At 42.5% G+C, this 12954-nt stretch carries 10 protein-coding genes and 1 other annotated feature; of the genes, 9 read left to right on the top strand and 1 reads right to left on the bottom strand.

The genetic code is table 11. The features are described from left to right. The first annotated feature begins 7 nt into the window (after nucleotides 1-7). The 7 genes from secDF (at nucleotide 8) to dtd (ending at nucleotide 9317) form a co-directional block, all read left to right on the top strand. Complete coding sequence (gene secDF / locus AKG37_RS02870; RefSeq protein ID WP_060697481.1) at nucleotides 8-2236, top strand: protein translocase subunit SecDF; 2229 nt, start codon at nucleotides 8-10, stop codon at nucleotides 2234-2236. Nucleotides 2237-2619: 383 nt separating this feature from the next. Further along, nucleotides 2620-3108, top strand: a complete 489-nt coding sequence (locus AKG37_RS02865) for a cation:proton antiporter regulatory subunit (RefSeq protein ID WP_060697480.1) — start codon at nucleotides 2620-2622, stop codon at nucleotides 3106-3108. A gap of 102 nt (nucleotides 3109-3210) precedes the next feature. Next, nucleotides 3211-3561, top strand: a complete 351-nt coding sequence (locus AKG37_RS02860; protein WP_060697479.1) for a LapA family protein — start codon at nucleotides 3211-3213, stop codon at nucleotides 3559-3561. Nucleotides 3562-3642: 81 nt separating this feature from the next. Continuing rightward, a complete protein-coding gene (gene recJ, locus AKG37_RS02855) occupies nucleotides 3643-5967 on the top strand; it encodes a single-stranded-DNA-specific exonuclease RecJ (protein ID WP_060697478.1) in 2325 nt (774 codons plus the stop codon). Nucleotides 5968-5990: 23 nt separating this feature from the next. Next, nucleotides 5991-6503: an adenine phosphoribosyltransferase gene (locus AKG37_RS02850; protein ID WP_024423133.1), complete on the top strand. Its 513-nt coding sequence runs from the start codon at nucleotides 5991-5993 to the stop codon at nucleotides 6501-6503. Nucleotides 6504-6644: 141 nt separating this feature from the next. Beyond that, entirely contained in the window at nucleotides 6645-8855 is a 2211-nt protein-coding gene (locus tag AKG37_RS02845; RefSeq protein WP_060697477.1) for a RelA/SpoT family protein, read from the top strand. Between the two features lie 18 nt (nucleotides 8856-8873). Then, entirely contained in the window at nucleotides 8874-9317 is a 444-nt protein-coding gene (gene dtd, locus AKG37_RS02840; RefSeq protein ID WP_060697476.1) for a D-aminoacyl-tRNA deacylase, read from the top strand. A 97-nt stretch (nucleotides 9318-9414) separates the two neighbouring features. On the opposite strand, the gene AKG37_RS02835 is transcribed toward dtd, so the two are convergent. After that, complete coding sequence (locus AKG37_RS02835; RefSeq protein ID WP_060697475.1) at nucleotides 9415-10995, bottom strand: N-acetylmuramoyl-L-alanine amidase family protein; 1581 nt, start codon at nucleotides 10993-10995, stop codon at nucleotides 9415-9417. Between the two features lie 137 nt (nucleotides 10996-11132). On the opposite strand from AKG37_RS02835, the gene AKG37_RS18910 reads away from it, so the two are divergent. Then, nucleotides 11133-11303 carry a YrzK family protein gene (locus AKG37_RS18910; RefSeq protein ID WP_003216250.1) on the top strand — a complete coding sequence of 57 codons (171 nt, stop codon included), beginning with the start codon at nucleotides 11133-11135 and terminating at the stop codon, nucleotides 11301-11303. A gap of 58 nt (nucleotides 11304-11361) precedes the next feature. After that, nucleotides 11362-11601: a binding site (T-box leader), on the top strand. Nucleotides 11602-11673: 72 nt separating this feature from the next. After that, nucleotides 11674-12948 carry a histidine--tRNA ligase gene (gene hisS, locus AKG37_RS02830; protein WP_060697474.1) on the top strand — a complete coding sequence of 425 codons (1275 nt, stop codon included), beginning with the start codon at nucleotides 11674-11676 and terminating at the stop codon, nucleotides 12946-12948. The last annotated feature ends 6 nt before the right edge of the window (nucleotides 12949-12954 follow it).

The following is a 12954-nucleotide window of genomic DNA, read 5'->3' as shown; positions in this document are numbered from 1 at the left end:
ATACATAATGAAAAAAGGGCGCATTCTTGCGTTTTTCTTAGTGGTTCTGTTAATCGGAACTGGCGTGGGCTTACTGACAAAGCCTGTTGCGAAAGATATGACGCTGGGGCTGGATTTGCAGGGTGGATTCGAAGTCCTGTATGATGTACATCCAGTGAAAAAAGAGGACAAGATCACAAATAGTGTTCTCGTCAGTACAGTGGAAGCTCTTAACCGAAGAGCCAACGTGCTTGGTGTAAGTGAGCCAAACATCTCGATTGAAGGCAACAACCGTATCCGCGTGCAGCTTGCGGGGGTAAAAGATCAAAACAGAGCAAGGGAAATTCTTTCCACTGAAGCGCAGCTATCCTTCAGAGATACGAACGATAAAGAGCTCCTAAACGGTTCTGATCTTGTTGAGAACGGGGCAAAACAAACATTCAATCAAACGAATGAACCAATTGTCACAGTTAAACTAAAGGATGCGAAAAAGTTTGGTGACGTCACAAGAAAAGTAGCAGCTATGGCACCAAATAATCAGCTTGTCATTTGGCTTGATTACCACAAAGGAGATTCCTTCAAAAAAGAAGTCTCAAAATCAAACCCTAAGTATGTATCTGCACCAAATGTAAATCAAGAGATTAACAGCAGTGACGTACAAATTGAAGGGAAGTTTACTGTCCAAGAGGCAAAAGACCTTGCAAGTATTTTAAATGCCGGGGCATTGCCAGTAAAATTAACAGAAAAATATTCTACATCTGTAAGTGCACAGTTTGGTGAACAAGCACTGAACGAAACAGTGTTCGCAGGAATTGTAGGAATCGCATTTATCTTCTTATTCATGCTGTTTTATTACCGATTACCTGGTCTTATCGCTGTCATTACACTCTCAGCTTATATCTACATTACACTGCAAGTGTTTGATTGGATGGGCGCGGTTATGACACTGCCTGGAATTGCCGCACTCATTCTAGGGGTAGGGATGGCTGTTGATGCCAACATTATTACTTATGAGCGGATCAAAGAAGAGCTCAAGCTCGGCAAATCTGTCCGTTCTGCTTTCAGATCGGGGAACCGCAGATCATTTGCGACCATCTTTGATGCAAACTTAACAAGTATTATTGCCGGCGGCGTGCTGTTCTTCTTCGGAACAAGCTCTGTTAAAGGATTTGCAACGATGCTCATCCTCTCGATTTTAACAAGCTTTATCACAGCAGTTTTCCTATCAAGATTCCTTCTTGGACTTCTTGTTGAAAGCCGCTCGCTTGACCGCAAAAAAGGCTGGTTTGGTGTTCGGAAAAAAGACATCATGAATATTCATGAAACAACAGAAATTACCGAACCGAAAACGCCTTTTGATAAATGGGATTTCGTCAGCAAACGTAAAGGCTTTATGATCTTCTCAGCCACTATTACGATTGCGGGAATCATCGTCCTTTCTATTTTCAAGCTGAATGCAGGTATTGACTTTGCAAGTGGAACTAGAATTGATATTCAAAGTGATCACAAGCTGACAACTGCACAAGTAGAGCAAGACTTTAAAAAGCTGGGTCTTGAAACGGACAGTGTAGTGTTATCGGGTCAAAAAGAAAACCAGGCAGCTGCACGATTTGTCGGTGTGCCAAACAAAGAAAAGATTGCTGAAGTAAAAGATTACTTCAATGATAAATACGGCACTGAGCCAAACGTGAGTACAGTGTCTCCGACTGTCGGAAAAGAGCTCGCCCGTAATGCACTGTATGCCGTTATCATTGCTTCAATCGGGATCATTTTATATGTATCCATCCGTTTTGAATATAAGATGGCAATTGCAGCGATTATCTCACTGCTATACGACGCATTCTTTATTGTGGCCTTCTTTAGTATTACGCGGTTAGAGGTAGATGTCACCTTCATTGCCGCGATCCTTACAGTCATCGGGTACTCGATCAACGACACGATCGTTACCTTTGACAGGGTTCGTGAACAAATGAAGAAACGCAAACCGAAAACCATTGAAGATCTATCGTACATTGTGAACTTAAGCTTGCAGCAAACCTTTACGCGATCAGTCAACACGGTACTGACTGTCCTAGTTGTTGTGGTCGCACTGCTTATCTTCGGATCAGCGTCGATTACTAACTTCTCCATTGCCTTACTTGTCGGCTTATTAACAGGGGTGTACTCATCTCTTTATATCGCGGCACAAATTTGGCTCATGTGGAAAGGCCGTGAACTGAAAAAACCGGCTAAGATAGATACAGAAAAAGATATTTAATTTAGCGAGACTGCCTAATCAGCAGTCTCAGCGTGTAGACAAACCCTCGCATTCGGTGTCAGGTCTGCGCGCTGGTGCTCACGAATGTCAAATTCGCTCCGCAAAAGTAGCTGCCCTTCCTAGACTGCAAAGGTTTTCTATCACGCTGAGAAGAAGACAAAGGGCTAAAATAAAGATCATTTTATCCCTTTGTCAACAATCGGAGACTGCCTAATCGGCAGTCTTTTTTCTATAGTTTTTCCGATAAATAAACTGATTTGAAAAAACATTTCGGGTTTCATTGATCTTGAAATGGTCTTTTGCTATAATGACATACGTTTAGATCAGTATAGAAAGCAAGTGTCTGTTTAGGGCATTTGGCTTTATTCATTGGAGGGGCTGTTATGAAGGTTCGGGAAACTGAACTGCCAGGTATCGGTCATAAAGCCGAAATGATCACAAGAAACAATGAGAAGCTTGCCATCATTACACATGATGACGGCAGAAGAGAAATGTATCATTTTCAAGAGGACGATCATGAAGAAACGATTTCTAGCATACTGCTAAACGATGAAGAAGCAAGACAAATCGCGGCTATTTTAGGCGGCATGGTCTATAAGCCGAAAGCGCTTGAAACCGTAGAGGTAGCAATTGATGAATTGGTGATTGAGTGGTTTAAGATAGAAAAAAACGCACCAGCTGTTCAGCAGACAATCGGTGACCTCGATGTTCGTCAAAACTATCAAGTAACAGTCATCGCAATTGTGAGAAAATCACACGAGAAAATGTTAAATCCAGGACCAGAAACGGTCATTGAAGAAGGGGATACCCTTGTCATTTCTGGAGAAAGAAAAGAAATAAAGAACCTGATTCAAGAAAAACTCAGCAGCTAATCATGCCCATGCTGATAGGGTTTCTTCCACAGCTTTCCTCTCTGTGTTTAAAAAGGACAGGGAAGAGGGAAGAATAAAAGAAAAAGCTTGGGGGATATGTAGATGAACAAACAACAATGGACCATCATACTCGCATTTATTTTCGTATTAATTGTCTCAGTATTTGCCGTGATTAATGTGCGGCCTGTTGAGGTAGATTACTTATTTGGAAAGGCTGAATGGCCGCTGATCCTTGTCATTATCGGGTCTGTACTAATGGGTGGATTGATCGTGGCATTTGCAGGGATTTTCCAAATCGTGAAACTGAAACGTGAACTAAAGGCTTTAAAAGTTGAACGTGCAGCCGCTGCACCTGCTGCCTCGACTAAAAAGGCAGACAAAGACGTTCAAAAGAATTCAAATGTCAAGTCTTTAAAAGAACAGCCAGCAACATTTGATCGGAAGGAAAAATAATCTTCCAGCACAATTTCATAAAATAAAAATTGAAACCCCTCAGTCCACTCTAGTATAATAGTGTGGTTGAGGGGTGAATTTATGTTATTATCCAAAATGCGCTGGGAATATGAACATCCAAGCGAAGAAAAAGTGAAATCACTCTCTGAAAATCTGAATATTTCAGCGCTGACTGCATCGCTTCTCGTTAAAAGAGGACTCGAAGAAGTAGAAGAAGCGAGGTCTTTTTTATTTGATCAAAAAGCCGATTTCCATGATCCATTCTTATTAAAAGGAATGAAAGAAGCAGTAGAGCGCATCAACAAAGCGATCGAAGAGCAGGAATCGATTGTGATCTTCGGAGATTATGATGCAGATGGTGTGACAAGTACGTCTGTGCTTTTACATACATTAAAAGAATTGTCTGCGAAAGTAGATTTTTATATTCCAGATCGATTTAAAGAAGGCTATGGGCCTAATGAACAAGCATTTCGATATATCAAGGAGCAAGGAGCATCGCTTGTCATCACGGTCGATACAGGCATTGCTGCTGTAAATGAAGCACGTATTGCAAAAGAAATAGGGTTAGACCTGATTATCACAGATCACCATGAACCAAGTGAGGAGCTGCCAGAGGCACTTGCGATTGTCCATCCTAAGCAGCCGGGCTGTGAGTATCCATTTAAAGAACTCGCTGGTGTAGGTGTAGCGTTTAAAGTGGCGCATGCACTTCTTGGGAAGGTGCCAGTTCAGCTGTTAGATCTTGCGGCAATCGGGACAATCGCGGATCTTGTACCGCTTCATGATGAAAATAGATGGCTCGCCAAAAAAGGGCTTGTCCAGCTTCGGCAGTCGAATAGACCCGGGCTGAAAGCGTTATTGAAAGAAGCGGGAGCCACTCTTGATGAAGCAAACGAGGAAACGGTCGGTTTTCAAATTGCACCAAGGCTGAATGCTGTAGGACGAATCGAACAGGCAGATCCAGCAGTTCATCTTCTCATGACTGAGGATAAAGATGAAGCGGAAGAGCTCGCTCGTTTTGTACAGGAATTGAATAAAGAACGACAAAAGATTGTTAGCACGATCACAGAAGAAGCCATTCAAATGGTGGAAGAAACAGGTAGTGACCAGTCTGCGATCGTTGTAGCGAAAGCTGGCTGGAATCCAGGCGTTGTCGGAATTGTTGCCTCTAAATTGACGGATACTTTTTCTCGTCCAGCGATTGTGCTTGGAATAGATGAGGAGACGCAATTGGCAAAAGGATCAGCCCGTAGCATTCCTGGCTTCGATCTATTTTTTCACTTAAGCAAATGCCGCGACATTCTGCCGCATTTCGGCGGGCATCCGATGGCAGCAGGTATGACACTTCAAGCGGATGATGTCGCTGTACTAAGGGAAAGATTAAATCAATATGCAAATGAAACATTGACAGAGGAAGATTTTATTCCGGTTCAGCAAGTCGATGCATTATGTAAGGTGGATGAATTGACGGTCGAAGCGATTGAAGAAGCGGGGATGCTGTCACCATTCGGTATGTCAAACCCAAAGCCGTTCATTATGATTGAAGATGCGAGGCTTGAAGAGATCCGAACAATTGGGGCAAACCACAATCATATTAAAATGTCTCTAAAAGACGAAGACAAGCTGCTTGACTGTGTCGGTTTTCACCAAGGGAAACTAAAAGAAGAAATTGTCCCGGGAAGCCGCATTTCCGTGATTGGCGAAATGTCTATCAATGAATGGAATAACAGGAAGAAACCTCAGCTTATGCTAAAAGATGCTCGAGTTGATGATTGGCAGCTGTTTGATTTGCGCGGGAAAATGGATTGGGAGAAGAAAGTCTTGGCTCTTGATTCGGAAAAATCTTTGGTTGTCTGTTTTGATGAAGCAACAAAACAGGACGTCAATATTCCAATTCATCATGTTCATGCAGAAAATGTGTCAACGTTTGATGTGCAGGACAAGTATGTGGTCTTTGCAGATGTTCCCGCAGATGAGCACTTGCTGAAGCAGCTTTTAGAAAATCAAAAGCCTGCCAGAATTTATACGGTTTTTCAAAGAAAAGAAGATCATTTTATGTCCTCATTCCCAAGCCGTGATCAATTCAAATGGTTTTATGGGTTCTTGTATAAACGTGGAAGTTTTCCTATTAAAGAACAAGGAATGGAGCTTGCCAAACATAGAGGCTGGACAAAAGATACAATCATTTTTATGACAAAGGTGTTTTTTGAACTCGGTTTTGTTAAAATAGAGAATGGTGTGCTGTCAATAGTACTTGATGCCCCTAAAAAAGATTTAACGGCATCAGCGTCCTATACAGCAAAACAACGATTGATGGAACTCGATCAAACACTAACATATTCCTCAGCTAAAGAGCTGAAGGAATGGCTGAATAGCATGATGAGCGAAGTCTCACCTGTGCTTTGACGTACGAGGAGGAAAAGGAAAAGATGGATTTAAAACAATATGTGACAGTTGTACCTGACTACCCAAAGGAAGGTGTACAATTTAAAGATATTACAACGTTAATGGATAAAGGCGAAGTGTACCGTTATGCAACGGATCAAATCGTTGAATACGCGAAGGAAAGAGATATTGACCTCATTGTTGGACCTGAAGCGCGTGGATTCATTATTGGCTGCCCTGTAGCATACGCACTTGGAGTAGGTTTTGCACCGGTTCGTAAAGAGGGAAAGCTTCCTCGTGAAGTCATTAAAGTCGATTACGGTTTGGAATACGGTAAAGATGTATTAACGATTCATAAAGATGCAATTCGTCCTGGTCAGCGCGTACTGATTACAGATGATTTACTTGCGACTGGTGGAACAATTGAAGCATCCATCAAGCTTGTAGAGGAGTTAGGCGGCGTTGTAGCAGGGATTGCATTTTTGATTGAACTGACGTATCTGGATGGCAGAAAGAAGCTTGACGGCTACGACATCATGACGTTAATGCAATACTAATGGAGTTTTCGTAAAAAGCACTCAGTAAGAAGGGTGCTTTTTTCCTATCAAAAATCTTTTAGCGGACTTCTTCTCTTTACATCTATCGAATTTTTCTTGATAATAAACTACAATACAGTTTTCATTTAAAAAGGTGATTCCATGGCGAACGAACAAGTTTTAACGGCGCAGCAGGTCATTGACAAGGCAAGAGAATACCTGTCCGCTGAACATATTCAATTTATAGAGCGAGCATATGAATATGCTGAAAATGCACACAAGGAGCAATACCGGAAATCTGGTGAGCCCTATATTATCCATCCAATTCAAGTGGCGGGTATTCTTGTTGACCTTGAAATGGATCCATCGACCATTGCGGGCGGTTTCCTGCACGACGTTGTCGAGGATACAGATGTGACATTACAGGATTTAAAAGAGCATTTTAACGAAGAAGTGGCAATGCTTGTTGATGGTGTCACAAAGCTCGGAAAAATTAAATACAAATCACAAGAAGAACAACAGGCTGAAAACCATCGAAAAATGTTTGTTGCAATGGCGCAGGATATTCGCGTGATCTTGATTAAGCTGGCAGACCGTCTTCATAATATGAGAACACTCAAACATCTTCCACAGGAAAAGCAACGAAGAATTTCAAATGAAACACTTGAAATCTTTGCACCGCTTGCGCACAGATTAGGGATTTCAAAAATTAAGTGGGAGCTTGAAGATACAGCGCTCCGCTATTTAAATCCGCAGCAATATTACCGAATTGTGAATCTGATGAAGCGCAAACGAGCAGAACGTGAGGAATACTTGGACGAGGTTGTCAATGAAGTGAAAGACCGCGTGTCTGAGGTGAACATCAAGGCTGAATTTTCCGGCAGACCAAAACATATTTATAGTATTTATCGTAAAATGGTCTTGCAAAATAAGCAGTTTAATGAAATTTATGATCTGCTTGCCGTTCGGATTTTGGTCGACAGCATTAAAGACTGTTATGCTGTTCTCGGAATTATCCATACATGCTGGAAGCCGATGCCAGGCAGGTTTAAGGATTACATTGCGATGCCAAAGCCGAACATGTACCAGTCTCTTCATACAACGGTGATCGGGCCAAAAGGTGACCCCCTTGAAGTTCAGATCCGTACAGTGGAAATGCATGAAATTGCAGAATATGGGATTGCGGCACACTGGGCATACAAAGAAGGCAAAGAATCAGCAGAACCAACAGAAGAAGCAGTCTTCCAAAAGAAGCTCTCTTGGTTTAGGGAAATTCTAGAGTTCCAAAACGAATCCACAGACGCAGAAGAATTTATGGAATCGTTAAAGATCGATCTTTTCTCTGATATGGTGTTTGTATTTACACCAAAAGGAGATGTCATTGAACTGCCATCGGGTTCAGTTCCGATTGACTTCTCATATCGGATTCACTCGGAAATTGGGAATAAAACGATCGGTGCCAAGGTCAACGGCAAGATGGTTACGCTCGATCATAAACTAAAAACAGGTGACATTATTGAAATTCTGACATCCAAGCACAGCTACGGGCCAAGTCAGGATTGGGTCAAGCTTGCCCAAACCTCCCAAGCGAAGCACAAGATTAGACAGTTTTTCAAAAAACAGCGCCGTGAAGAAAATGTCGAAAAAGGCCGAGAGCTCGTGGAGAAAGAGATCAAAAACCTTGAGTTCGATGTCAAAGACATTCTGACAGCTGAAAACCTGCAAAAAGTGGCGGACAAATTTAATTTTTCAAACGAAGAGGACATGTATGCAGCCGTTGGATATAACGGCATTACGGCCCTTCAAGTAGCCAATCGTTTAACAGAAAAAGAAAGAAAACAAAGAGATCAAGAAGAACAAGAGAAAACCGTCCAAGAAGTCACGGTAGAACCAAAGCCGTATCACGGGAAAAAACGTGAAGCTGGCGTGAGGGTTAAAGGAATTGATAACCTGCTTGTCCGCTTATCTAAGTGCTGTAATCCTGTTCCTGGTGACAGTATTGTTGGCTTTATTACAAAAGGTCGAGGTGTATCTGTTCACCGCGAGGACTGTCCGAACGTGAAGACAGGGGAAGCGCAGGAACGATTAATTCCGGTCGAGTGGGAGCATGAGCAGCCTGCTCAAAACCGTAAAGAATACAATGTGGAAATTGAAATATTAGGATACGATCGACGCGGCTTACTCAACGAGGTGCTTCAAGCAGTCAACGAAACCAAAACGAACATCTCCTCTGTTTCTGGGAAGTCTGATCGTAACAAAGTGGCGACGATCCATATGGCGATCTTTATCCAAAATATTAACCATTTGCACAAAGTGGTAGAACGCATCAAACAAATCAAAGACATTTACTCTGTTCGCCGATTCATTAATTAGAAAGGAAGTATATCGTCTATGAGGCTTGTTGTGCAGCGTGTGACAAGTGCATCTGTGAAGGTTGAAGAAGAGATCACAGGTGCCATCAACGAAGGATATATGGTGCTCGTTGGTGTCACACATGAAGATACAGAAGAAGATGTGCGTTACTTAGCTGAAAAGCTTGTACATTTACGTGTTTTTGAAGATGAAAACGGAAAAATGAATCATTCATTATTGGACATAAAAGGAAGCGTTCTGTCTGTGTCGCAATTTACCCTTTACGGTGATACGAGAAAGGGAAGACGGCCGAATTTTATGAAAGCCGCGAAGCCAGATGTAGCCAACTCGCTTTACGAATGTTTCAATAAAACCCTTAGAGAAAAAGGCATTCAAGTAGAAACTGGCCGTTTTGGCGCAATGATGGACGTGTCATTAACCAATTCAGGGCCAGTCACGATGTTGATGGACAGCAAAGAATAGATTCGCTCTAGACTGTAGATGAACTCATGCGGGAGTTTGTTTAGAGTCTTTTTCTTTTGCAATCAAACAAAAAAGAGGCACAGAGGCCTCTTTCTTCTTAACGGAAATATCGTTTTAATCCTTCAGTCATTCCCTCTGTAACTCGTTCTTGGTAAGAGGCGCTATAAATGATTGCTTCCTCCTGAGGATTGCTTAAATATCCGAGTTCATATAAAAGGGAAGGGCGTTTGTTTTCTCTTAAAACAAAATAATCTCCGAATTTGACACCCTTATCGGGAATTTGAGAGCGTTTTGCCACTTCGGCATGAACGCTTGACGCTAATTGCTGATCTTTTGATGCTTGATAATAATACGCTGTACTTCCTCTCACGCTTTGGTCCATAAAACTATCATAATGAAGACTGATGAAAGCATCTGCATTTCGGTAATGAGATGTCGCCACCCTCGATTGAAGGCTGATAAAAGTATCATCACTTCTAGTTAAATAAACATTTGCACCAGAAGCTCTTAATTTGCCTGCCAGTAAATTAGCGGTTTTGATGGTGATATTTTTTTCAAATGCACCGTCTGCGCCAATCGTGCCGCTGTCTTTTCCGCCATGACCAGGATCAAGAACAATCGTTTTTCCTTTTAAAGAACCTGTACGAGACGATGAATCCTGCTGAGGTCTTGGTGCTTCGCTGCTATTTTTCTTCGTTTGAACGACCCAGCTCGCCACATAGCCAGTCCCGCCGTTTGATAGAGTCACCTCGTACCAGTCACCTTGCGTCCGGACAATATGATAGGCAGCTCCTTTTGTTGCTCTTTCTGCAATCCCAGCAGAGGTAGAAGCGCTTTTTCGAATGTTGGTGCCGTCATAGACAATGTATGCTTTTTGCTCAGAAGCCGAAGAGGAAGAATTCTTTTCAGATGCAGAGCCTGCTCCGTTGCCTGTGACAATGTAATAGCTTGCTACCCAGCCTTTTACGCCTTTTGCTTCAATTTCATACCAGCCATTCTGTTCTCGCAAAATGTTGATCTGTGTATTGCGGGAAAGTGAAGCAATGACTTGTGCATTTGGTGCTGCTGATTGCCGTACATTTAAGCTCGATACACCAACTGTGCCTGTCTGTTTAGAACGAGAGGACGCACCTGAGCTGGATTGAGAAGCTTTTTGCCCGCCTGAAACATAATCAGAGTGGACCCAGCCTTCTGCTTGTTTATACGAAATTTTTGTCCATTCACCGCTAGTTTCCAGCCTTTTAGCGGACGCACCTTGTGGGAAAGTCCCGATCACTTGATAGGAAGTCCCAGGGCCTGTCCGAATGCGAAGGTCAGAAGCTGTCGATGTAATGGTACTGACTCCAGACGCGCTTTGACCTTGCGTCTTTGGCTTAGCGGATTTTTGAGTGCCGGATGATGTAGTGATCAGCCATGAAACGACCCAGCCTTTTTGTCCGTTTGATAATTGGATCTGCACCCATTCTCCTTGTTCAGTAAGAATTGGATAGCTTTCTCCGCGCTTCACAACAGCTGCGATTCCATAGCTTAAACCAGGGCCCGTTCTCACATTGATTTCATCTGTTGCAACCACAGCTTGATCTGTTTGCGCTGTAGCATGTGTCATAGGTAAAGTGCTGGCGATCAGGACAAAACAAGTGAGCAGCATCATCATTTGATTGTGTTTTTTTAGATTCAAAACGGTGTTTTCCCCTCCCTTGTAAAACCGATGAATGTTAATTCGTTATGTAATGGACGAATTCCTTGCAGTTTCCCTAATAAAAATGAATCAATCTGTTTATACTAGATAAAAATGTGATTAAAGGATGTACAAACATGAGATTAAGCAGAAAATTAGGACGAGTGCAATATAATGGACATCGTGATATCGACCGGTGGCAGCACGACGAAATGGATCAGCCAGGCTTCCTTGAAGAAACCGCATCTGAATACGGATGTACGTCAAAAGAAGAGCTGGAAAAGAAAAAGAGGCACGGCAAGGGTTGACAGAGTGGCAGCACCGACCTTATTATAATATAAATCAACACACTTGAAAATTTAAAATGTGGAACTGATGATAGAGAATAGTAGGGTAAATTGCGTGAGCAGAGAGGAATCGCCTTAGGCTGAAAGCGAATCCGCATGGCATTTATCACGAAAGAACACTCTGTAGGTTTCCTGCTGAACGCTCTGAAAATGAGTCAATAGGCGGAGAACGTGAATCTGCGTTAAGGATTTGAGCGGGAACATGGCTGGTTCATGTTCCAACTAGGGTGGCACCACGGGTATAACTCTCGTCCCTACTATACACATAGTAGAGGCGGGGGTTTTTTATATGTCCACATAAAAATGAATGATGGTCGTAGGAGGACGAAAAATGAGTTTTAATATTCCAAGAGGCACACAGGATATTTTACCTGGAGAGTCAGAACGCTGGCAGTATGTTGAACAAATTGCGAGAGATATATGTGCAGCCTTCCAATACAAAGAAATCCGCACACCGATTTTTGAGCATACAGAGCTGTTTGCACGGGGAGTAGGCGAATCAACAGATATCGTTCAAAAAGAGATGTACACATTTGAAGATAAAAAAGGACGCAGCATCACACTTCGTCCAGAGGGAACGGCTTCAACCGTACGCTCTTATGTTGAAAATAAATTGTTTGCACAGCCGGCGCAGCCAACCAAGCTGTATTACATTGGACCAATGTTCCGCTATGAACGTCCGCAGACAGGAAGATATCGTCAATTTTATCAATTTGGAATTGAAGCGATTGGTTCAAAAGATCCTGCCATTGATGCAGAAGTCATTTCACTTGCGATGAGTGTCTATGAGAAAGCAGGCCTTTCCAACTTAAAGCTCGTCATTAACAGCCTTGGTGACAAAGAGAGCCGTGCAGACTACCGCACAGCACTTGTTGAGCACTTTGAGCCAAGAATTGATGAATTCTGTCATGACTGTCAAACTCGTTTACATCAAAATCCGCTGCGTATTCTTGATTGTAAAAAGGATCGTGACCACGAACTGATGGCAACGGCTCCATCCATTCAAGATTACTTAAATGAAGAATCACGAACGTATTTTGAAAAGGTCACACAATACTTAACAGATATAGGCATTGAATATGTCGTCGATCCAAACTTAGTGCGCGGTCTTGATTACTACAATCACACTGCATTTGAGATCATGAGTAATGCAGAAGGCTTTGGTGCGATTACAACATTAGCCGGCGGCGGCCGTTATGATGGACTTGTTGAAGGAATTGGAGGTCCTGAATCACCAGGGATCGGTTTTGCGATGAGTATTGAACGTTTCCTATCAGCAATCGATGCTGAAGGGATTGAGCTTCCTGTGCAGGATGGCATTGATCTATACATTGCTGCACTCGGAGAAGAAGCGAAGGATTATTCTGTTTCATTATTAAACCGTCTGAGAAAAGAAGGAATCTCAAGTGAAATGGACTATACAGGAAAGAAACTAAAAGGACAATTTAAAGCGGCTGATCGATTAAAAGCTAAATTTATTGCGGTTCTTGGTGAAGATGAGCTCGCTCAGCAAATTGTGAATGTGAAAGATACGACAACGGGTGAACAAATTGAAGTGAAGCTTGATGAGCTGATTCAAATGATGAAGGCACACCAGAAAGCGTAGAGAAGG

Source organism: Bacillus australimaris, assembly GCF_001307105.1.
Lineage (GTDB): Bacteria > Bacillota > Bacilli > Bacillales > Bacillaceae > Bacillus > Bacillus australimaris.
This window is presented reverse-complemented; position numbering and strand designations above follow the sequence as displayed.